23 protein-coding genes are annotated in these 21,034 nt (G+C 70.4%); 10 read left to right on the forward strand and 13 right to left on the reverse strand.

Features of this window, described 5'->3' with window-relative positions; translation table 11 throughout:
- Positions 1-16 precede the first annotated feature (16 nt).
- Together ACIQFZ_RS09850 and ACIQFZ_RS09855 are read left to right on the forward strand one after the other, a co-directional pair.
- Complete coding sequence (locus tag ACIQFZ_RS09850; RefSeq protein WP_383058472.1) at positions 17-409, forward strand: SCO5389 family protein; 393 nt, start codon at positions 17-19, stop codon at positions 407-409.
- Positions 410-571: 162 nt separating this feature from the next.
- A complete protein-coding gene (locus ACIQFZ_RS09855) occupies positions 572-1,021 on the forward strand; it encodes a DUF523 domain-containing protein (RefSeq protein ID WP_402690992.1) in 450 nt (149 codons plus the stop codon).
- 145 nt (positions 1,022-1,166) lie between these two features.
- Here the strand turns inward: ACIQFZ_RS09855 and ACIQFZ_RS09860 are convergent, their stop codons facing one another.
- Both ACIQFZ_RS09860 and ACIQFZ_RS09865 read right to left on the reverse strand, forming a co-directional pair.
- Positions 1,167-2,663, reverse strand: coding sequence for an MFS transporter (locus ACIQFZ_RS09860; RefSeq protein ID WP_402690993.1), 1,497 nt, complete (start codon positions 2,661-2,663; stop codon positions 1,167-1,169).
- 230 nt (positions 2,664-2,893) lie between these two features.
- Entirely contained in the window at positions 2,894-3,823 is a 930-nt protein-coding gene (locus tag ACIQFZ_RS09865; protein WP_402690994.1) for a sigma-70 family RNA polymerase sigma factor, read from the reverse strand.
- A 225-nt stretch (positions 3,824-4,048) separates the two neighbouring features.
- Here ACIQFZ_RS09865 and ACIQFZ_RS09870 point away from each other — a divergent pair, with 225 nt between their 5' ends.
- Complete coding sequence (locus tag ACIQFZ_RS09870; protein ID WP_402690995.1) at positions 4,049-4,918, forward strand: GyrI-like domain-containing protein; 870 nt, start codon at positions 4,049-4,051, stop codon at positions 4,916-4,918.
- A 64-nt stretch (positions 4,919-4,982) separates the two neighbouring features.
- Here the strand turns inward: ACIQFZ_RS09870 and ACIQFZ_RS09875 are convergent, their stop codons facing one another.
- Positions 4,983-5,747, reverse strand: a complete 765-nt coding sequence (locus tag ACIQFZ_RS09875; protein ID WP_383058468.1) for a glucose 1-dehydrogenase — start codon at positions 5,745-5,747, stop codon at positions 4,983-4,985.
- Between the two features lie 163 nt (positions 5,748-5,910).
- Entirely contained in the window at positions 5,911-6,696 is a 786-nt protein-coding gene (locus ACIQFZ_RS09880) for an SDR family NAD(P)-dependent oxidoreductase (RefSeq protein ID WP_402690996.1), read from the reverse strand.
- Between the two features lie 128 nt (positions 6,697-6,824).
- Between ACIQFZ_RS09880 and ACIQFZ_RS09885 the strand changes: the two genes are divergently transcribed.
- The 3 genes from ACIQFZ_RS09885 to ACIQFZ_RS09895 all read left to right on the forward strand — a co-directional run bounded on the left by ACIQFZ_RS09885 (position 6,825) and on the right by ACIQFZ_RS09895 (position 9,544).
- Positions 6,825-7,511 carry a TetR family transcriptional regulator gene (locus ACIQFZ_RS09885; protein ID WP_402690997.1) on the forward strand — a complete coding sequence of 229 codons (687 nt, stop codon included), beginning with the start codon at positions 6,825-6,827 and terminating at the stop codon, positions 7,509-7,511.
- Positions 7,512-7,657: 146 nt separating this feature from the next.
- Positions 7,658-8,485, forward strand: coding sequence for a hypothetical protein (locus tag ACIQFZ_RS09890; protein WP_402690998.1), 828 nt, complete (start codon positions 7,658-7,660; stop codon positions 8,483-8,485).
- Between the two features lie 150 nt (positions 8,486-8,635).
- On the forward strand, positions 8,636-9,544 hold the full coding sequence (locus ACIQFZ_RS09895) for a hypothetical protein (RefSeq protein WP_365774905.1): 909 nt from the start codon (positions 8,636-8,638) through the stop codon (positions 9,542-9,544).
- Here the strand turns inward: ACIQFZ_RS09895 and ACIQFZ_RS09900 are convergent.
- From ACIQFZ_RS09900 to ACIQFZ_RS09915, 4 genes are all read right to left on the reverse strand, one after another.
- Positions 9,525-10,892 carry a HAMP domain-containing sensor histidine kinase gene (locus tag ACIQFZ_RS09900; protein ID WP_365424820.1) on the reverse strand — a complete coding sequence of 456 codons (1,368 nt, stop codon included), beginning with the start codon at positions 10,890-10,892 and terminating at the stop codon, positions 9,525-9,527. The two genes, ACIQFZ_RS09895 and ACIQFZ_RS09900, sit on opposite strands and share 20 nt — an antisense overlap.
- The gene (locus ACIQFZ_RS09905) at positions 10,889-11,551 is read right to left on the reverse strand and encodes a response regulator transcription factor (RefSeq protein WP_365424818.1); all 663 of its coding nucleotides are present in this window, start codon (positions 11,549-11,551) and stop codon (positions 10,889-10,891) included. The genes ACIQFZ_RS09900 and ACIQFZ_RS09905 overlap by 4 nt, the downstream gene beginning before the upstream one ends.
- A 319-nt stretch (positions 11,552-11,870) precedes the next feature.
- On the reverse strand, positions 11,871-12,398 hold the full coding sequence (locus ACIQFZ_RS09910; RefSeq protein ID WP_402690999.1) for a hypothetical protein: 528 nt from the start codon (positions 12,396-12,398) through the stop codon (positions 11,871-11,873).
- A 115-nt stretch (positions 12,399-12,513) separates the two neighbouring features.
- Positions 12,514-13,416 carry a universal stress protein gene (locus tag ACIQFZ_RS09915; protein WP_383058462.1) on the reverse strand — a complete coding sequence of 301 codons (903 nt, stop codon included), beginning with the start codon at positions 13,414-13,416 and terminating at the stop codon, positions 12,514-12,516.
- Positions 13,417-13,595: 179 nt separating this feature from the next.
- Here ACIQFZ_RS09915 and ACIQFZ_RS09920 point away from each other — a divergent pair, with 179 nt between their 5' ends.
- Positions 13,596-14,279, forward strand: coding sequence for a universal stress protein (locus ACIQFZ_RS09920; protein ID WP_383058461.1), 684 nt, complete (start codon positions 13,596-13,598; stop codon positions 14,277-14,279).
- A 15-nt stretch (positions 14,280-14,294) separates the two neighbouring features.
- Here the strand turns inward: ACIQFZ_RS09920 and ACIQFZ_RS09925 are convergent, their stop codons facing one another.
- Both ACIQFZ_RS09925 and ACIQFZ_RS09930 read right to left on the reverse strand, forming a co-directional pair.
- A complete protein-coding gene (locus ACIQFZ_RS09925) occupies positions 14,295-14,732 on the reverse strand; it encodes a glutaredoxin domain-containing protein (RefSeq protein ID WP_383058460.1) in 438 nt (145 codons plus the stop codon).
- A gap of 63 nt (positions 14,733-14,795) precedes the next feature.
- Positions 14,796-15,446 carry a class I SAM-dependent methyltransferase gene (locus ACIQFZ_RS09930; protein WP_383058459.1) on the reverse strand — a complete coding sequence of 217 codons (651 nt, stop codon included), beginning with the start codon at positions 15,444-15,446 and terminating at the stop codon, positions 14,796-14,798.
- Positions 15,447-15,510: 64 nt separating this feature from the next.
- On the opposite strand from ACIQFZ_RS09930, the gene ACIQFZ_RS09935 reads away from it, so the two are divergent.
- The gene (locus ACIQFZ_RS09935; protein ID WP_383058458.1) at positions 15,511-16,044 is read left to right on the forward strand and encodes an HIT family protein; all 534 of its coding nucleotides are present in this window, start codon (positions 15,511-15,513) and stop codon (positions 16,042-16,044) included.
- Positions 16,045-16,065: 21 nt separating this feature from the next.
- On the opposite strand, the gene ACIQFZ_RS09940 is transcribed toward ACIQFZ_RS09935, so the two are convergent.
- Positions 16,066-16,986, reverse strand: a complete 921-nt coding sequence (locus ACIQFZ_RS09940) for a universal stress protein (RefSeq protein WP_383058457.1) — start codon at positions 16,984-16,986, stop codon at positions 16,066-16,068.
- 166 nt (positions 16,987-17,152) lie between these two features.
- A complete protein-coding gene (locus ACIQFZ_RS09945) occupies positions 17,153-17,779 on the reverse strand; it encodes a hypothetical protein (RefSeq protein ID WP_402691000.1) in 627 nt (208 codons plus the stop codon).
- Positions 17,780-18,037: 258 nt separating this feature from the next.
- Here ACIQFZ_RS09945 and ACIQFZ_RS09950 point away from each other — a divergent pair, with 258 nt between their 5' ends.
- Positions 18,038-18,997: a MerR family transcriptional regulator gene (locus ACIQFZ_RS09950; RefSeq protein WP_365424804.1), complete on the forward strand. Its 960-nt coding sequence runs from the start codon at positions 18,038-18,040 to the stop codon at positions 18,995-18,997.
- A gap of 115 nt (positions 18,998-19,112) precedes the next feature.
- On the opposite strand, the gene ACIQFZ_RS09955 is transcribed toward ACIQFZ_RS09950, so the two are convergent.
- A complete protein-coding gene (locus tag ACIQFZ_RS09955) occupies positions 19,113-19,772 on the reverse strand; it encodes a class I SAM-dependent methyltransferase (protein ID WP_383058456.1) in 660 nt (219 codons plus the stop codon).
- A 227-nt stretch (positions 19,773-19,999) separates the two neighbouring features.
- Here ACIQFZ_RS09955 and ACIQFZ_RS09960 point away from each other — a divergent pair, with 227 nt between their 5' ends.
- Positions 20,000-20,980, forward strand: a complete 981-nt coding sequence (locus ACIQFZ_RS09960) for a LuxR C-terminal-related transcriptional regulator (protein WP_402691001.1) — start codon at positions 20,000-20,002, stop codon at positions 20,978-20,980.
- Positions 20,981-21,034 lie beyond the last annotated feature (54 nt).

The following is a 21,034-nucleotide window of genomic DNA, read 5'->3' on the forward strand; positions in this document are numbered from 1 at the left end:
AACAGGACGGCCTTTCATGTCACTTGACGTCTCCCCGCAGCTGATCGCCGAAGCCGAGAACGGCGCGGTACGGGAGGAGGACTTCGTGGAAACGGTCCGCACGTCCCTGCCGTACGCCTACGACCTCATCGCCCGCCTGTCCGCCGAACTGCGCTCCGGCACGGCGGAGTTCGCCGACAACCAGACCCCTCCGCCGTCCGAGAAGGAACGCGGCCAACTGCTGCGCGCCCTGTCCAGCGACGCCATCCGCGGCAGCCTGGAACGCCACTTCGGCATCGCCCTCGCCTTCCAGAACTGCCACCGCGTCGCGGCCTTCCACCCCGAGGCGCGCGGCGGCGAGACCCACACCCGCTTCACCTCGCTGACCGCGCAGATCCTCAACCAGTCACCGGAGTTCCGCGACTGCTGAGTCGGTTGGTTATCGTCCTCGGCATCCGCCGCACCCCACCCGCGCAGGTGGGGCGCGCCCGGTCGAAGGATGTGGGCCCATTGAGCGGCTCCGGCGAGAGCCGCACGGTCCGGCGCATCAGCCGCTACCGCACGAGCTTGCCGCCGCGGTTAGCCTGGCGGCGTGGAAGCAATCCTGGTCAGCTCGTGTCTGCGCGGGGTGCCGTGCCGGTTCGACGGGCGTCACAAGATGTCCTCGGAGGTCGAGGAGGCAGTGGCCGGCCGCGAAGTCGTCTCCTTCTGCCCGGAGGTCGCGGGCGGGCTCGTGACCCCGCGGCGGCCTGCGGAACTGGTGGGCGGCGACGGGCACGACGTGCTCGACGGGACGGCTCGGGTCGTCGACGACACCGGACGAGACGTGACGGCGGAATTCGTCGACGGAGCACGACGCGCCCTCGTGGCGGCGCGGAACGCAGGCTGCACCGAGGCACTGTTGATGCCGCGCAGTCCCTCGTGCGGACGCGGTGCGGTCTACAGCGGGTCGTTCGCCGCGGAGTTGGTGCCCGGAGACGGAGTCACGGCGGCGCTGCTCGAGCGGAACGGAATCGCCGTGCGACCGGCACCAGGAGTGTGAAGTCTCCTGGGAGACGTAATCCTGCTTCAGAGATCGGCACCGATGGGGAGGGCCGGGCAACCCGGCCCTCCCCATCGGTTGTTCCGCCGGCGCCGCGCCCGGAAGGCGCGTCGGGGCGTGCGTCAGGGGTGCCCGCCGGGGAACGTCAGAAGCGCACCTTCTCCGGCTCGGTGGTCGGCTTGGGACTGGGCGCTCCGGGGACCGGCAGCGGGCCGCTGCGCAGCAACGCGCCGCTGACGACGGCGCCCAAGGCGAAGATGCCGGCGCACCACCAGAACACCCGGGTGTAGCCGTGGATCGTCGCCAGGTGGAGCAGCGCCGGCCCCGGCTTCCCCTGGGCGTGGCCGGTCAGGTAGTCGGTGGTGGCGCCGGCCGCGATCGTGTTGAGCAGCGCGGTGCCGATGGCGCCGCCGAGTTGCTGGCCGGTGTTGATGGCGGCCGAGGCGATGCCCGCGTCCTGCGGCAGTACCCCGGAGGTGCCGGTGCGCAGCACGGCGGCGAAGATCATGCCCATGCCGAGCCCGATCACCATGATCGGCCCGAGGAGCGTCGAGGCGTAGTGGGAGTCCGGCCCGATCCGGGTCAGCCAGGCCATACCGCCGGCGTTGATCAACATCCCCGCGGAGACCAGCGGCCGCGGGCCGAAGAGCGGCATCAGCCGGATGTTGCCCACGGTGCTCGCCACGGCCGTGACGGCCACCATCGGCAGCAGGGCGAGACCCGACTTGATCGCCGAGTATCCCAGGTCGGTCTGCATGTAGTAGATGAGGAACAGCAGCACGCCGAACATGCCGGCGCCGATGACCAGTGCGGCGAGGTAGGAGCCGCCGCGGTTGCGGTCGAGCACCACCCGCGGGGGCAGCAGCGGATGCTGGGCGCGGCGCTGCCAGAAGGAGAACAGGACCACCAGCACACCGCCGGCCACGAGGAAGCCCCAGGTCGAGGGGGTGTGCCAGCTGTGCGTCGCCGCGTTGGAGAACCCGTAGACCAGGCAGAGCATGCCGCCGGACACCACGACGACGCCGGGGACGTCCATCCGGGCGCCCGTGCGCGGCTGCCGGGTGAGCAGCGAGGAGCCGACGATCAGCGAGAAGGCGGCGAAGACCAGGTTGACGTACATGCACCAACGCCAGTTCAGGGCGGAGGTCAGCGCGCCGCCGATGAGCAGGCCCAGGCCGCCGCCGCTGGCCGCGACCGCGCTGAAGACGCCGAACGCCTTGCCGCGCTCCTTGGGGTCGGTGAACGTGGTGGCCAGCAGCGACAGGGTGGTGGGCGCCAGCAGCGCGGCGAAGATGCCCTGGCAGGCGCGGGCGGCCACCAGCATGCCGAAGCTGTTGGCGGCGCCGCCGACCGCGGAGGCGGCCGCGAAGCCGGCCAGGCCGGCGATGAACGTCTCCTTGCGCCCGATGAGGTCGGCCAGTCGGCCGCTGAACAGCAGCAGGCTGCCGTAGCTCAGCGCGTACGCCGTCACGACCCACTGCTTGTCCGCGTCCGAGAAGTGCAGCGAGGTCTGCGCCGACGGCAGCGCGAGGTTCATCACCGTGGCGTCGAGGGTCAGCATGAGGTAGGCGGTGCAGATGACGGCGAGGACCATCCACCGCCGTGAGTCCCCGGCCGCCGGCACGGCGCTGGGTGTGGACATGAGGTGTCTCCTACTCGCAGGGGAAGGAATTCAGGCTCAGTCCGTATGACAGGCCGCGGCTGCCGGATGTGACGGGCCGTCCGCCATGGCCCGGACGGCGCCGTCGGCGGCGAACTCCCGCACGGCCGCCCGGCACCTGTCCGCGGCGGCACCCGAGCGGCTGACCCGCCTCGGGGGCGGGCCGCTGTGGACCGCCCCCTTCCCGCGGCCGGGAGACGTGCCGCGGCGGTTCAGCACAAGACGATGTCGAGGCCGGTGAGGTCGGCCCGCACGTCGATGCCGGTGATCAGGCCGTCGGCGACGCCGAAGCAGTACACGGCTCGCGGCACGCCGTCCGGGGCGTAGGCCAGTGCGGCGGAGCCGTCGACGAGGGCGGGCACCGGGTCCCAGGAGAGCTTGGCGAAGGCGCGGGCGACGGCGTCGGATCCGCGGATCTCCGCTGCCGCGTGCCTCCCTGTGGCCGCGCCCATCCGCACGACCGCCCGGTCGGAGCGGAGCGCGATGTCCGGGGCGAGCATGGCCAGCAGCGCCTCGAAGTCGCCCTCGCGGGAAGCGGTGAGGAAAGCGCGGATGAGATCGGCCTTGCCGGCCTGGTGGGTGTCGGCGCTCCCGTTCTGTGCCGGCTCGGCCTTCGGGCCCGCGCCCGTTGCGTCCGGGTCGACGCCCTGCCGCTGGAAGCGGCGGCGGGCCCGGCTGGCCAGTTGGCGGGCAGCGGCCGGAGTACGGTCCACGATCGGCGCGATCTCCTCGAAGGGCACCGCGAACATGTCGTGCAGCACGAACGCCAGCCGCTCGGCGGGCGTGAGCGTGTCGAGGATGAGGAGCATGGCGGTGCCGACCGACTCGGCGAGCAGCGCCTCCCGTTCCGGGTCGACCGGCGTGTCCAGGCGCGGCGAGCCGCCGGTGTCGGGGGCGTCCACCAGTTCCTCGCGGCGCGACTTGCGGGACTGGAGCATGTTCAGCGACACGCGGGCCACGATCGTGGTCAGCCAGCCGCTCATGTTCTCCACCGTGGCGGCGTCCGAACGGCTGGCCCGGAGCCAGGTCTCCTGGACGGCGTCGTCCGCCTCGGCCGACGAGCCGAGCATCCGGTACGCCACCGCGCGCAGGCGGGGGCGGTCGGTCTCGAATCGCGCGGCCAGCCAATCGTGTTCGTGCATCGGGTCACACTCTCCCCACAGGTGCCTCGGTTGTCCGACGGGCCGGAGCCCACCCATGTGACGTCCGAGGACCCGAAACTGTGACGTGCCCGGGACGGCCGCGCTCGCCCGGCGGCATGAGCGTGCGTCAGCTCCGCTCCCGTCCGGGCGCCTGATCGGATCGGATCGCAGCGGTCGGGTGCGGCCGGAGTGCCTCTGCCAGGGTTGACGTCGAAAGGAGGCCTCGTGATCTCGGCACTGAACCAGCTTGTCGATCTTGTGGAGGAGCACCTCGCCGAGGAGCTCGACGTGGACGGGCTGGCCAGGACACTCGGCACGACCGAGTACCACCTGCGCCGGATGTTCTCGTCGTTGGCCGGCATGCCGCTGTCGGAGTACGTGCGCCGGCGCCGTATGACCGTCGCCGCCGCCGACGTCGTCCGGGGCGAGGACGATCTGCTGAGCATCGCCGTCCGGCACGGATACGGCTCGACCGAGGCGTTCGGACGTGCGTTCCGGGCGGTCCACGGCGCCGCCCCCCGTGACGTGCGCCGCGAAGGAGGCCCCCTGCGCACTCAACCGCAACTCAGGTTCCGCCTGACCGTCGAAGGGACCATCCCCATGGACACCCGACTCGTCGACCACCCCGCGTTCCGGCTGGTCGGACACGCCGCCCGCGTTCCGCTCATCCACCAGGGCGTCAACCCGCACATCCAGCAGCACATCACCGCACTGCCGCCGCAGGAGCATCTCCGGCTGAAGGCCCTCAGCGAGACCGAACCGGGGGGCCTGCTCCAAGTCTGCGACGACCTCGCCCCCGACAGCGCGGAGGGCAGCGAACTGACCTACCTGCACGGGGTCGCCGTCTCCCGGGACACGCCGGCCCCCGACGATCTCGACGCCATCGAGGTACCGGCCGGCATGTGGGCGGTCTTCCGCAGCTCCGGACCCTATCCGCAGACGCTCCAGACGACCTGGGCCGCGACCGCGACCGACTGGTTTCCGTCCAACCCGTGGCGTCTGCGGCCAGGTCCCTCGATCGTCACGGTCCTGGAGCGCGCGGACGATTTCAGCATGGCGACCTGCGAACTGTGGCTGCCCGTCGAACCGGGGTGACGGAGCTCCCGCGCTACGGGCGGCGGCCGCACCATGGAGTGGTACGTCCAGCCGGCAGTGGTCCTCACTGCCCCATGACGTACTTGACGGTCGGTCCGGTGGTCCAGCCGCCGTCCACCGCCAGCTCCGCGCCCGTGACGTAGGACGCGGCGTCCGAGAGGAGGAACACCACGGCGCCCGCGATCTCGGACGGCTCGCCGACCCGGCCCATGGGCGTGTTCGGGTACTTGCCCTCACCCAGCTCGATGCCGACGGATGCGGTCATCGGGGTGTAGGTCATGCCGGGGTGCACCGAGTTCACCCGGATTCGGGCCGTGCCGAGTTCCACCGCGCCGATCTTCGTCAGTCCCCGCACGCCCCACTTGGAGGCGCCGTAACCGGCTGTCAGCGCGAGGCCCATCAGACCCGCGGCGGAGGAGATGTTGACGATCGAGCCGCTACCGCTCTCCTTCATCGCGGGGATCACGGTCTTCATGCCGATGAAGACACCGGTGAGGTTGATGTCGAGCACCTTGCGGAAGTGCTCCACGGACTCGGCCTCGAGAAGCTGGCCGGTCGAGATTCCGGCGTTGTTGACGAGGCCGTGTATCCCGCCGAACTCGGCGGCCGTGAAGTCGGCGACCCGCTGCCAGTCCTCCTCAGAGGTGACGTCGTGGTGCAGGAAGCGGGCGTTGGCGCCGAGTTCCGCGGCGGTCGCCTTGCCTTCGTCGTCCAGCACATCGGTGATCACCACATTGGCTCCGGCCGCGATCGCCTGACGGGCCGCCTCGGCCCCGAGGCCGCGGGCTCCGCCGGTGATGATCACGCTCTTGCCGGTCAGGTCGTTCATGGTGCGCTCCTTCGTCGTTGTCATCCATGCGGTGTGGGCGGCGGTGAAAGGGGCCGCGGCGGAAGGCGCCGCGGCCTCCGTGAGATCGGCGGCGGACGGCGCCGTCCTCGGGTGCCGCGACCGTACGTCCTCAGTCGCGGCCCGAGCCGCCGCCGGGCCTGTCTCAGAAGTGGGTGCCGCCGTCGATGCGGACCTCGGCGCCGGTGATGAAGCTGCCGTCGTCGGAACCGAGCATCGCGACCACGGACGCCACCGTCTCCGGACCGGCGAAACCTTGACCGAGCGCAGGGGAAAGCTTCATGAACAGGCTCATGTCGGCATCCTCGGGCAGCCCCGGTCCCGCGCTCTGCTTGCTGGCGCCGCTGCCGTCGGTCATGCCGGAGGAGATGGAACCGGGCTGGACGGCGGTGAAGCGGATGCCCTGCTTCGCGTACTCGCTGGCCAGCGCGTGCGTCATGGACTGGATGCCGCCCTTGCTCGCCGCATACGCGGCCATGTAGGGGTGCGCGAACATCGCGGAGGTCGAACTGAAGTTGACGACCGCCGCACCCCGGCCCTCCAGCAGCGCCGGGATGGACTCGCGGATCATGAGGAAGGTGCCGACGAGGTTGACCTGGAGGATGCGGGTGAAGTCCTCGAGGCTCGTCTCGTGGGTGTGCGAGGAGCGCAGGATCCCGGCCGCGTTGACCAGCACGTCCAGACCGCCGAGCGCGGTGACGGCGGCGGCGACCCCGGCGCGCACCGAGGCCTCGTCGGATATGTCGATGACGAGCGTCGTGAGGCGGTCCGCGTGGGCGCCGGCCTTCTCGGCGGTGTCCTTCAGACCCCGCTCGCTGACGTCCGCGGCCACGACGGAGCCGCCCTCCGCGAGGATGCGCAGCACCGTGGCCTGGCCGATGCCCGAGCCACCACCGGTGATCAGGACTCGACGGCCTTCGTAGCGGTTCATCTGTTCTCCAAACCGGCCCCGCGGGTGTCCGTCCAGGGCCCTGTGACGCCGGCTCTCTCTCGCCTTCGGCGTCCTCGATCGACCTACACGTTACGCCTGGGTGGCACGTTTTGCCACCACGTCAATACATGCCAAAAACATGCCGTGGGCCGTATCCTTGTGCGGTGAGCACTCATGCCTCCCCCTCCTTGACCGAGCGCCGCAAGGCCGCCACGCAGCTCGAGATCGCGCACGCGGCGATGGAGCTGTTCGCCACGCGAGGCCCGCAGGGCACCACTGCCGAGGAGATCGCTCGGCGCGCGGGGATCGCGCTGCGGACCTTCTACCGGTATTTCCGCTCCAAGGAGGACGCCGTGACCCCGCTGCTCGCGATCGGCGGCGACCGCTGGCGGGCGCTCCTGGAGGCCACGGAGCCGGGGACGCCACTCCCCCGGGCGCTGAAGTCCGCCGTCGAGCAGGTGCTGCTCCCGCCGGACGAGGAGGCCGCCCGGTCGATGCTGCGCACGCGCGGGCTCCTGCGGGCCGCGGCCGAGGACCCCGCGCTGCGGGCGGTCTGGTACCGGGTCAACCAGGAATCCGAGGAGCGGCTCGTCCCGGTGATCGCCCGGCTCTCGGGCGGGCATGCCGAGGACTTGGACGTACGGCTCACCGCGGCCGCCGCCACCGACGCGATCCGGATCGCCCTGGAGACATGGGCGGGCACGGAGGCCGGAATCGAGGGACCCGGCTCGCCCGCCGACCTCGCGGTCCGCTGCCTGCGCCGATTCGGCCACACGGCAGGATCGTTGGGGTCCGGCGACGAGGACGCTCAATAGCGAGTCCGTGCCTGGCCGGCGGTGAGGCCTCGGCAACCGCGACCGCCTCGGCACTCGCGCCCCGGTTGTGAACAAGGCCACGGCCGAAAGCCCCGGCACGGCCCGTAAAGGAAGCGTTCAGGGACTCGGTGGCACGGTCTGGCCTCATGCCCTACGAAGCCTCCGAAACCACTGCGGCACCGGCGGTCGGCCTCGGCCACCGGATGCGCTGGAACAAGGTGCCCGAAGTCACCGTCTACTTCTGGATCATCAAGGTGCTGTGCACGACGGTCGGCGAGACCGCGGCGGACCTGCTGAACGAGAAGGCCGGCCTCGGTCTGACCGGTGTGTCGGTTCTGATGAGCGCCCTGCTGGCCGTGGTGCTGGTGGTGCAGTTCCGCACCCGCGCCTACCGCGCGGGCGTGTACTGGCTCGCCGTGGCCCTGATCAGCGTCGTCGGCACGCTGATAAGCGACAACCTCACCGACAACATGGGAGTGCCGCTCGAGACGAGCACCGCGGTGTTCGCCGTCGCGCTCGCGGTCGTGTTCGCCGTCTGGTACCGACGTGAGCGGACCCTGTCCATCCACCACGTCGACACCCTGAGCCGTGAGTCCTTCTACTGGCTGGCCGTGCTCTTCACCTTCGCCCTCGGCACCTCCGCCGGCGACCTCGTCTCGGAGCGGATGGACCTCGGCTACTGGCTCTCCGCCACGCTGTTCGCCCTCGCGATCGCCGCGGTCGCCGTGGCCCACTTCGCGCTCGGCCTGAACGCCGTGTGGAGTTTCTGGATCGCTTACATCCTGACCCGTCCGCTGGGTGCCTCGATCGGCGACTACCTCTCCCAGCCGAGCGCGGACGGCGGTCTCGGACTCGGCACCGTCGTGACCAGTGCGCTCTTCCTGTTGGTCATCCTCGGTCTGGTGGTCCACCTGTCGGCGACGCGCGGGGACGTGATCGAGCCGGAGCGGAATGAGCGACAGATGACCGCCTGAAAGCGACATAGCGGGGTGTTCAGGTTGTTTTCAGGATGTTCCTGCCATTGTGGGGGCGCCGGTCGTTTCCTCGCGGTCGGCTCACCCTGACAAGGCGCTCGTCCCTGCGGCACGGGCGCCCCTCTGTTGGACCGACAGGAGCGTGGGACCATGGAGCGACCCGAAGTCCTCACCGACCTCGACGTCGCGGGCACGCACCGCCCGGCGGCCGGTACGGCGAAGTCGGTGATGAAGAAACTGCCCGAGGTCACCCTCGCGTTCTGGATCATGAAGATCGCGGCGACCACCCTGGGAGAGACGGCCGGGGACCTCTTCGCGCAGACCCTGAAGCTGGGCTACTTCCTCACCACGATCGCCCTGTTCCTGGTCTTCGTGGTAACCCTGGTCGTCCAGCTGGGATCACGCCGCTACAACCCGTTCTTCTACTGGACCGTGATCCTGTCGACCAGCATGGCCGGCACCACGATGTCCGACTTCATGAACCGCGACGCCAGCGCGAAGTACCTTTCGGACGGTGCCACGTCGCTCGGCTGGGGGCCGCAGGGTCTCGGGCTCGGATACCCGGCGGGCGCCGCGATCCTCATCTCGATCCTGCTGGTCATCTTCGCCGTCTGGAAGCTGTCCGGGATGACGTTCCAGATCCGCGACATCGTCACCTTTCGCGGTGAGGCGTTGTTCTGGTCGGCGATCCTCGTCTCCAACACGCTCGGCACCTCGATGGGCGACTTCCTCTCGGACAGCTCCGGACTCGGCTACGCCGGTGGCGCGCTGCTCGTCACCGGTGCCCTGGCCGTCCTGGTGGCGCTGATGAAGGTGCCCGTGGTGCCGAACGTGCTTCTGTTCTGGATCGCGTTCGTCCTCACCCGCCCGCTGGGCGCGACCGCTGGGGACTTCCTCACCAAGCCGGTCGCCAAGGGCGGCCTGGACCTGGGCACGGCGGGTTCGTCGGCGGTGCTGCTGGCGATCCTGTTCGGCCTGATGGCCTACGCCCAGGTGCGCGAGCGCAGGACCACCGCCTCGGCGACCGAGGCGGAAGCGGTCAGCCGGCCGGCACGCTGACGGTGAACCGCGCCCCGGGCGCGTATTCGGGATCGTGGGACACCTCACCGCCGACGGCACGGGCGAGGCGCCGGGCCAGCGGCAGTCCCAGTCCCGCGCCGTCGTGTCCGTCGGCACGGTCGGCGCGCCGTCCGGGCTGGAAGAGCTCGGCCGCGAAGGCCACGGGTACGCCGGGGCCGTCGTCGACGACGTCGATGCGTACGGCCGCGGGTCCGCGGCGCACGACGACGGTTACGCCGGCGTGCGCGTACCGAGCGGCATTGGCCAGCAGCGGACTGACGATCCGCTCCAGCAGGGCGGGCGCGATCCCCGCCTTGAGGTCCGGATCAGCCGCCTCGACGGTGGCCCTCACGCCTGCCGGCGCTGCGAGGTGCTGGATCAGGCCGCGCAGAACGGGCACGACCTCCACGGTGCCGGGGACCTCCGAGGGATGCACGGCGTTTTCGCGGGCCTCGTTCAGCAGGGTGTCGCAGATGGTGCGCATGGACTGCGCAGCCTCGTCTATCACCTCATGGGTGGCTCGGGTCTCGGCGGCCGAGCGTGGCCGGGACCGCCACCAGTCGAGCTCGATGATGATGCGGCTCAGCGGGGTGCGCAGTTCGTGGGACAGCTCAGCGGTGAGCTGTCGCTCGTGGCGCAGCACCGCGCGTATGCGGTCCAGCAGCGCGTCCAGCGAGGCACCGAGCCGGGCGAGCTCGGCGGGCCGTTCCATGACGCCGAAGCGGTCGTCGGAGGCGACGGCGCTCCACTGGGTGGCCTGGTCGGTCATCGTGCGCACCGGACGCAGCGCTCTGCCGACGGCCAGGCGTGTCAGCGCGTAGGTGCACGCCAGCATGAGGGCGTCCAGGGTCAGTGACGCCAGCAGCAGGGTGTCGGCCGAACTCCGGTAGGGGGCGAGGTTCAGCGCGGTGACCACCATGGCGGCGGCGTGGCGGCCGGGTACGGGCTGGGAGCACAGCCGGACGTTCTCGGCGGCGACGGTCTCGCAGGCGCGCCTTCCCACGGCGGCGAGGTGTACGGCGGCTCTGGTCAGGGTGCTGTGGGCCGTGGTCGCGGGCGGCTGTTCGAGCAGCCGTGTTCCGGCGTAGATCCAGACGTTCGTGTCGAGCAGTTGGTCGTTGGCGGTTTCCACGACGCGTACCCGGGGGCCGCTGGTGTCGACGGTCGTGGCGACGGCGGCGGCCCGGGTCCGCAGCTCGTCGTCCACTTGGTGCTGCAGGTGCCGGCTCGTCGCCGCGTTGAAGGCCACGGTCAGGACGGTCATCAGGAGCGCGGCGGTGGTCAGGGCCACGAGCGAGAGCCGGCCGCGCAGCGTGCGCGGAGCCAGACGGTGCAGCAGCCGTGTCATGACAGCCGGTGTCCGATCCCGCGGGCCGTTCCGATGGTCAGGCCGCTGCCTGCCGTCCGCAGCTTGCGCCGCAACCGGGTCAGGTACTGGTCCAGGGTGTTGTCGCTGACCTGTGCGCCCGCCGGCCAGGCCGCCCGGACCAGGTCACGACGGCGGACGATGCTTCCGCCCGCGGCGGCCAGGGCGGCCAGCAGGCGGAACTCGGTCGGGGACATGGCGACGTCGGCGCCGTGCACGGTCACGCTGTGCTCGACCGCGTCCAGGACCAGCTCTCCGGCCGTGGCGGCGGGCGGCGGCCCGGCACGCTTGAGCGCCGCTCGCAGCCGGGCGACGAGCTCGGCGAGGTGGAACGGTTTGGGCAGGTAGTCGTCGCCTCCGGCGGAGAACCCGGCCAGCCGGTCGGTGAGCTGGTGCCGGGCGGTGAGGAAGACGATCGGGGCACGGAACCCGTTGGCGCGCATCGCCTGGCACACGTCCCGGCCGTCCGCGTCGGGCAGCCCGATGTCGAGGACGGCGGCGGAGACGTCCTCCGAGACCAGACGCAGGGCCATGGCGCCGTCGGCGGCGCAGACGGGGTCGAAGTCCTCGTCGGACAGGCTGCGGCGCAGGACGTCACGCAGGGCGTGGTCGTCTTCGACGATCAGGATCTTGCGGCGCATGCTCCTCCGTTCTCCGGTGCCCTTTCTCGTAGACGGTCTACCGCACTGTAGACGACGAGGGGACGGCAAGGCCTCTGGAGGCCACCCGTGGTCACGGAGCGCGTCGACGTCGTGACGGCGCCGGTCGTGGGTGTCGAGGGTGCAGGGCAGGGCCCCGAGGGCGGAGTGCCGGAGGAGGTACGACCGGCTTGCAGAGGAAAGCCGGGATTCCGGGGGCGGCAGGTGTGCGGCCGCCATTTGCTACTCGGCTGGTCGAAAGCGTCTTGCTATCCGGCTGGTCGGTGGCGTCGCCCGCGGGGCCTGGCGGCCCGTCGGCCGGTCAGAGCCACTTGACGACGGCGACGGCGATCAACGCGGCGATGGCGCCGAGTCCGCCGAGGATTGCGGCACCTGCGGCGATCTTCACGCTGGCGGGCTGCGCCTCCCGCCAGCCCAGCTTCCCGGCCGCACCCCGGATCAGCCGGTGTCCCTCGGCGGACGAGAAGGTGTACTGCTGGGAGTCGGGGTCGGAGCCGTCCAAGGTCCGGTGCGAGGTGACGTACACGCTCCGACCGACGGACACCGTCTTTCCCAGCCGCACCCCGCCCAGGCCCGCCTCGTACTCGACGGTGCGGACGACATCCGTCAGCGTGAAGACCTTCTTCTCCGGCCGCAGCGCGACGCGGTAGGTGTGCACCTGGGTGATCCGACGGCGGGTCAGCAGCGCCTGCCACTGCGGGACGTCGACGTCCACAGTCAGGTCGAATCCCCGTTCCGTACGGCACATCCGGTACGGCGTCCCCGCTGCGGCGGATTCGATGCGGTCGTACAACTCCTCAGCGGCGTCTGCGCTGTTGGCTCCTATCACGGGTACGCACAGTAACAGTGTGACGGTGGGACGCCAAAGCGCGCCGGGAAGGGCCGGGCGGGCGCCTTCCAGAGTGGCCGGCAGGACGCCGATCGTGATCGGCTACTGCCTGTTCTCACTCGTGGGGTACGACGGCCAGCGGGCAACGGACGTGATGGACGGCGGCATGGGTGACGGGGCCGATGCGCGGAACTGTCGGCCGCTCGGACAGGCGGCGGCCGACGACGAGGAGGCTCGCCGCGGAAGCGGCCCGCACCAGCACGATGGAGGCCTTGCCCTCCACAACGGTCTCCAGGACCTCGGTGCCGGGGTACTTGTCACGCCACACCCTCAGCAGGGTGGACAGGAAGTTCCGCCACTCCTCGGCCTGCGCGGGATCGTTGATCAGACCGATGTCCCCAGGGCCGAGGCTGATCGCGGAAGGCGGCTGCCAGGCGTACACGACACGCAGCCGGGCGTGCCGCAGGCGGGCCGCCTCGAACGCGAACTCGATCACATCGTCGCAGGCATCGGCGAGGTCGATGCCGAGCACCACGTCGCGGAAGCCGGTGCGGGTGGACGGGCTGCCGTCGTCGGCCGGGAAGTGCTCGTCCTCGGCCTCCTCCCCCGCCCGTACGAGCACCACGGGGCGCGGGGCCGTGGCAACCACCCCTTGGGCGACCGAGCCGACGAGGACTCCCGTGAAGCCGCTGAGACCTCGTGAGCCCAGCACCAGCAGTTCGGCCTGCTCGGTAGCCTTCAGCAAGGCCGCGGTCGCCGGGCCCTCGACCTGCTCGTCGGTGAGGCGCACGTCGGGTACCGAGCCACGGATGTGCTCCTCGGCCTGCCGCAAGGTGCGACGCGCCACATGCCGCTGCGCGGCGTTCGCGGATTCGCTCTCCGTGTGACTACGGGTCCAGTTCCTGGCATGCACCAGTCGCAGCGGTCGGTCGCGGCGCACCGCCTCACGGGCGGCCCACTCGACGGCGGCGAGACTCTCGGCAGATCCGTCCACTCCGACGATGACAGGCGACAGCATGGTGCGCACCTCCGGCGCTCGATCTGCTCGTTACTGTCAGTGTCTTCCCACGATCACTCGGTGGATATGGGCCGCAAGGACTCCCCCAGGCCCATTCGGCCCCTAAGCCGGCCCTGAGGGGGGCGGCACGATAGGAAGCGTGAGGCCAAGTTGCCCCTGTGCCCGAGAGGCGGCTCGTCGTGAACCGTGTCATCATCGCCTGCGCCAACGGGACGGGCCGCGGTCGTACGGCCGTCGACTGGGCGACGCGCGAGGCGTCGCTGCGCGGTCTGCCACTCGAGGTGGTGTCCGGCTCACCGCCCGACGACCTGAGCACCGCGGCGATGCTCGTGCTGGGCCTGTCCACGGCGGAGGACGACACCGCCGGCCCAGCACAGCTCGCCCTTGTTGCTGCCTCCGCCTGCCCGGTGGTGCTGGTACCGGACGACCTCACCGCCCTCGCGGTCCCGGTGCGCCGCCCCTCGCACGTCGCCCTTGGAGTGAACGCCCGTCACCCGATGGAGCAGGCCGTCGACTTCGCATTCGACGCCGCCCGGGTGAGGGATGTGCGGCTGCACGCCGTGCACTCCTGGGAACTACCCTCCTGCGCCGCCGAGTTGCCCTTCGCCGTTCCCGAGGAGGACCGCGCCACCTGGGAGGACCACGAGGTGCAGCTCCTGGCTGACACGCTGCGGCCGTGGCGGGTGAAGGACCCGGGGGTACCGGTACTCGAGGACGTCCTGCTCCTCAGTCCCACCGAGGCCTTGGTCCACCACGCCGAGGGCGCCGCACTGATGGTCGTGGGACGCGGCGCCGGTATGGGCCCGGACGCCGTACAGGCCCTGCTGCGCGAGGCCCGGTGCCCGGTCGCCATCGTGTCGTGAGATTGCCGCGCCTGATCACGCGGAAGCAGAAAGCTGTTCGCGCACCCATGCAGGATCGGGGTTGGTGTACGGCCGGCCCGCCACGACAACGGTCGGCACGGTCTCATTGCCGTCGTTGGCCGCTCGCACCGCTGCCGCTCCAGCCGGGTCACGCCAGATGTCGACCCAATACATCCGGTGCGCGCTACGGCCCAGCCGGATGCGCAGTCGCAGACAGTACTGACAGCCCGACCGCCAGAAGACGATCGGCCGACCGTCGACCGCGCTGCGGTGCTGTGCCTCCAGAGCACCGATCGAACGTGGGAAGACCAGAGGCGAGTTCAAGCCTGCGAGCAGCACGAACACCACCAGGAGTGCTGCGGCTGCGGCAAAACGCCCCTGGAAGATCATCTCAGTCGCAAGAACCGAGCCGCAGAGCACGAACAACATCGGCAGAATCCACGCGCGCGTCATGATGACACAGGCTACCGATGCACCGAATCGCTCCTCGCACTGCACGAGCACCTTCAGACCCACTCACCGAGCCGGCCTCGGCCACCCTGAACTGCCGGGGCGGTGCGCCCAGAACAACGCGTGTCCCCCACCGCCCTCCGGGATGAACTCCTCCTGCTCGATCACCAGACCGGCCTGAGTGATCCACTCACGGTTGGTGGCGGCATCCGCATGGCTCCACCACATCGGAGCACCACCCCTGAGCCAGTTCTCCTCGGTTCCGGTCCACTCGTCGTGTCCCGTGGTGGCCACGAAGCAACCTCCCGGGCGCAGCCACCCGGCGATATTCCGAAGCAGGGGCGGCTGCTCGGCCAGCGGAACGTGGATCAGGGCGAAGAAGGAGACGACGGCATCGAAGGACGCGGCATCAAAGGACGCAGCCGTGGCATCGGCACGGATGAACTCCGCCTGGGGCACCTGCTCCCGGGCCCGGCGGATCTGCACCTCGCTGATGTCGATTCCGGTAACCCGGCAGCCGGCGGCAGCCAGTGTGCGTGCGACCGGCACCCCGCTTCCGCAGCCCACGTCCAGCACCGTCCCACCGGCCGGCACCCGTCGGCAGAGGTCGACGAGCAGTGAGTCGTACTTCGTCTCGGCGCCGTACACCTCGTCGTAGCGCAGGGACACAGCGTCGTACCCACGCCGGACCACGTCCTTGGGATCTGTGAAGTCCACGCGCGAGACGCTAGCCATGACCGCGATCCACCGCGAACGAATATCGCGACAGAGAGGGGTGCAGGTGTCAACCGACCGGCAGTCCATGGACCTTGAGGCCTACACGGCCCGCACGCGAAACGGGCCGTGCTTCGTGTGCTCGTTCCTGGCCGGGGATCCGGACTACGGGCACGAGACGGTCTTCGAGGACCAGGACCATGTGGCGTTTCTCGACCGGTGGCCCACCGTGCCGGGGAAGGTGCTCGTCGCGCCGAAGGCACACATCGAGCACGTCGTCCAGGACCTGGATGAAGCGGCCTACCTTCGGCTCATGCGGGTCGTCCGCGAGGTCGCCCTGGCCGTCGAAAGCGTCTGCCGGTCCGAGCGGACGTACCTCTACTCCCTGGGCAGTCAACGGGGCAACGCCCACCTCCACTGGCACATCGCCGCCCTGCCGGCCGGCGTCCCGTACGAGCAGCAGCAGTTCCACGCCCTGATGACCGAGAACGGGGTCCTGTCCGTGTCCCCGAAGGAGGCGGCCGAAACGGCCGCGCGCCTCCGGGCGGCCATTGCCGCCCGGGGCGTGCTCCGCGTGCCGGAAGCACCCGGAAGCGTGTGACCACGCCGGTCGAGGTGAGCGTCAGTCGTGGGCGACTACGGCCACGGGGGCGGCGGCATGGTGCAGGACCGCGTGGATCACGGAGCCGAGGCGGGCGCCGAAGGTGGCCCGGCGGATACGCCGGCCGACGACGACCAATGAGGCCTCGCGGGATGCCTCGATCAGGAGGAGCGAGGGGCTGCCGAAGTGGGGCTGCTCGACGACCTCCACACCGGGGAACTTCTGCCGCCAGGGGCGCAGCAACTCGGTCACGGCGGCGGCGTCGGCCTTCGCCATCTCCCGCTCGACCGCGGGTTCCAGGCCCATGCCGTAGGCGTAGTAGGGCGGCGGGTTCCAGCCGTGCACGACGCGCAGGGGCACGTTCCGGCGCGCGGCGGCGTCGAAGGCGAACGCGAGCAGCGCCTCGTCGGGACCGGCGACGTCGAGCCCGAGAACGACGGGGCGGACGGCGGCCGCGGTGGACGGCGTGCCGGCCTCGTCCGTCTCGGGCTCGCCGGTGGCCTGCTCGCCGGTGGTCTGCTCGTCGGCGCGGACCAGGACGACGGGCCGCTCGGTGGACGCCACCGCCGCGAGCCCGACCGAGCCGACCAGGAAGCCGCGGATCCCGCCCAGGCCGCGCGAGCCGAGGACGAGCAGTTCGGCGTCCCGCGCCGCACGGGCGAGGGCCTCGGCGGGCTTTCCTGTGACGTGTTCGGTGGTCACCTCGACGTCGGGATGACGCGACCGGAGTTCTTCGGCGGCCTCGCGCAGCACCCTCTCGGTCCAGTGCTGGTGAGTGTCGGCGCCCAGCAGTTGCGCCAGGGCCATGGGTTCCGGTACCGGCTCCCACACCTGGAGGAGCTTCACCGGCAGTCCGCGCAGTTGCGCCTCGCGGGTCGCCCACTCGGCGGCGGCGCGGCTCTCGGGCGAGCCGTCGAGACCCACCGTGATGGTGCGGGACATGATCTCCACCTTCCAGTGTCGTGTTCAGGGAGTTCTGCCAGGCAGAGGCCGTAGTCCTTCAGCTGAGCCGAAGATCCGTGGCGGGGGTTGGCGCGACGGCCCGCGTGTTGCCGGGCCGTCGCGCAGTGGGGCGGTCGGGCTCTGGTGCGGTCGCGCTGTGGGTGCTTCAGCGCAGCCAGGTGTGGTCGCGGACGATCGGCAGCCGCGCCCACGGACGGCCCAGGCCCCAGGTGGCGCCCGCGCCCGCTGCCGCCACGGCGACCAGGACGAGGGCGTAGATCAGGTGGTAGTCGGCGAACGGATTCGTCGACATGCTTGGGTCTCCGTTCGACAGATGCTTGGCCGGTGGCCACTCGGCCATCCACATCAGCGCCATCATCGCCGTGCCCGCCACGGCGGCCGGCCGCAGCGCCACACCGGTCATGACGGCCACGCCGATGGCGAGCAGGCCCAGCATGAACAGCCAGTCCGCCCACGTCTGACCGGCCCACGAGTGGAACGTCGACTCCATCGGCCCGACGGCGACGGAGCTGAGGAAGCCCTTCGTCGGCGATCCGCCGTCGATCCAGCCCTTGCCGGACGCGGTCGCGTAACCGAGGCCGAAGACCTTGTCCAGGAACGCCCACAGGAAGACGAAACCGGTCACGATGCGCAGGGATGCGAGGGCGTACGCCTGTGCGGCGGTGTGCGTGTCGAGCTGTGCCGACGCGGCGGACGCGGAGGCGGTCCGGTTGCGGCGGAAGGCCGGCAGATGGATGCCCGGGCTCCGGTGCGGGTGCTCGTCCACGGCCATGGCAGTGATCCCTTCGCGAGTGTCCGGTCCTTGCCCTTACGCTCCTCACTCTCGTCGCGGACGCCGCGCACCGCCGGATGCCGAATGGCTACGATCGTTGGGCTGAAGGTCCCGTCCTGCGGGGCCAGTTGGCCGAGCGTGCCAGGAAAGGCCCGCGGGGGACCCTCTTGGTCACGGTGCGGGCCTTGGACGGTTGCTTGCGTGTGGTGCCGTCACAGGGCTTGAGTCTCCCGTAGGGGGAGAGTCAAAGGTGGAGGCATGAACGGCGACACGCTCTACACGATCGGCGAGCTCGCTCGGCGGACCGGTCTCACGGTCAAAACCATTCGGTTCTACTCCGATCGCGGAATCGTGGCGCCGACGGACCGCAGCCCGGCCGGCTACCGCCGCTACGACGCCGATGCCATGGCACGCCTGGACCTCGTACGGACCCTGCGCGAGCTGGGACTGGATCTTCCCACGATCCGCAAGGTCGTGGACCGGGAGCTCTCACTTCGCGAGGTCGCCGCGGCGCACGCCGAAGCGCTGGCGGTGCAGATCCGTGTACTGAGCCTGCGGCGCGCGGTGCTGACAGCGGTGGCCGAGCGTGGGTCCACCCCCGAGGAGACGGAACTCATGCACCAACTGGCCCAGCATTCAGAGGACGAGCGCCGGCGTCTGATCGATGACTTCCTCGAGGCCGTCTTCGGCGGTCTCGATGCCACCCCCGCATTCGCGGGCGTCATGCGCTCGATGACCCCCGAGTTGCCCATCGACCCCGATGCCGAGCAGGTCCAGGCGTGGATGGAGCTGGCCGAGCTGTCCCGGGATCCGGATTTCCGCACCGGAGTGCGGCGGATGGCCGAGGACCACGCAACCGAGCAGGCCCGAGGCGATACGACGGGCCCACGCCGCGACATTGCCGCAACCGTCCGCGACCTGGTCGGCCCGGCCCTGGCCACCCATATCGATCCGGCCTCGCCCCAGGCCGATCCGATCGTCGCGGCACTCATGGCCCACTACGCACGCGTACTCGACCACCCGGACGACATCGAGTTGCGCCGCCGACTGGCGATTCGGCTGGAGAACATCAACGACCCTCGCAGAGATCGCTACCTCCAGTTGCTCGCGGTGGTCAACGGCTGGCCGCCCCCGGAGAGCCTGGCGCCGCTGTTCGACTGGTCCATCGAGGCTCTGAGCATCCGGACACAGCCGACGTCCTCAAATACTTGGGAGTAACATCATCGGGGCGGTCTGCCCTGTGAACAGCGCACCGAGCGAGAGAACGCAGCGTGGGTGAACGCGACTTGGTTCACGAGTCCCACGTCACCGCAAGGCCATCAGCCCGGTCGCATCACGACGTGGCGGCCGGCGGTTCCGCGATCCCGATGAAATTCGCGCCGACGGTCCGGATGCGAACCGACCATCCCAGCGCGGTGAGGTCGTCCGTGAGGGATCGGGCGTCGTGGAACACCTTCACGATGCGGTACCGGCTGCCGTCGTCGAGCCGGCGCATCGCCGCCGGGGCCGGGTGATCCGCGAGGACCTCTTCCTCCGCAGCCCCGGCCGGGCCGTCGTCGATGAAGATCGCTCTGCCGCCCGGCGCGAGCGCCGCCGCGACGAAGTTCCAGAAGTCGGGCAATCGCGCCGGCGGGACATGGGACAACCAGAAGGCGAAGAACACCGTGTCGTAGCCTCGCGGCGGCTGCCATTCGAACAGATCGGCCCGAACGAACCGCACGTTGTCGGACGTGGCTCGCGTCCGTGCGATGTCCAATACCTCGGCTGCCGCGTCGACAGCCGTCACCGACAGCGCCCGCGCTGCGAGCACCGAGGTCCATTGGCCCGTTCCGCAAGCCAGTTCCAGCACGTCTCCGGCGATCGGGAGCCCATCGGCGGCGGACAGCAACTCCCGCAGTTCCTCGCGTTCCGCATACGGCCTGTCGTACTGGGTCGCACCGGCCCTGTAATAGGCCATCTGTTCCGCGAGAAGAGCATCGTCATCGGTGGCCATGCCCCCGACCATACAGACGACATCTCCATGCCTACCGCCCCCAGGCTCGAGTCAGCGCGTTCGGCCGGCGCGACCGGCGGCGGTGCGGGGTCGGAATGACGGACAGGACACCGGCATCCGCATGATCACGTGCTGCTAGTCTGGCGCTCTTCTGTAATCGGACAGTCACCGTACGAATGGAGTCAGTGGCGGTGGTGCGTTCAGCGCCGCCGGGGTTGGGGGGACACATGCGCGAACTGCGCCCGTTGCAGGCTCTCGGGCTCTCCGCGACGGCGGAGGCCGTCTATCTCGTGCTCGTGCAACAGGGTCCGCAGACCTTGCTCGAGCTCACCGGGCGGCCGACGTTGGTCGGGTCGCCTCTCGAAAGCATCCAGTACGCGGTGACCGAACTCGGCGAGATCGGTCTGGTGTCGCGCGCGGACGACAGGCTGATCGCCCAGCCGCCTCGCGCGATGCTGGAGGCCGTCGCCGAGCGACGCGCGCGCGAGGCCCGGATCGCCTACGAGAGCGCGACGGTGCTGTCGCGGTTCTGGCTCGACCACACCGCGGGTTCGAGCTATGTCGAGGTCGTCGACACCTCCGGCAGACCCGAGGCAGTTCAACAGCGGATCCACAGCGAGGCGTTGGCGGAGGTGCGCGCACTGTCGATAGGGCCGGTGGGCGGGGGCGATCGGGTACCGGAGGTCGGGCCCGGAACGTTGAACGCGCTGGGCCGCGGAATCGCCTACCGCGTGGTGTACAGCGCCAACATCCTCCAGGCCCCCAAGGCGCTGGAGGTGGCGCACACGTGTGTCGACCACGGGGAGCAGGCACGGGTCTTCCCCGACGTCGCGCTGAACCTCCTCGTCTGCGACGACCGCTTCGCCGTGGTGTCCGTCACCGCGCCGGACCGCACCGGACACCACAGCGTCGTCGTCCAGCCGTCGGGGCTGCTGGACGGGTTGATCGGCGTCTTCGAGTCGTACTGGCGGGTGGCCGTTCCGCTGCCGCCGGCCGGTGAGGTCGTCGGGAGCGAGGCCAGCCCGATGAACGAGAGCCGCCAGCTCCTGAGTTACCTCAGCACCGGGCTGACCGACGAGTCGATCGCCCGTGAGCTGGGAGTGAGTGAGCGGACCGTCGCCCGGCGCATCGCCCGCCTCCAGGAGATGCTCGGCGCCAAGACCCGGTTCCAGCTCGGTGTCCAGGCCAGCCGCCGCGACTGGCTCTGAACCACGGCCCCGGTCGGACCCGTGCGATGGGCGCGCGGGGCGGGCCGGTGTCTG

The sequence above is a fragment of the Streptomyces sp. NPDC093064 genome (assembly GCF_044754605.1).
GTDB lineage: Bacteria > Actinomycetota > Actinomycetes > Streptomycetales > Streptomycetaceae > Streptomyces.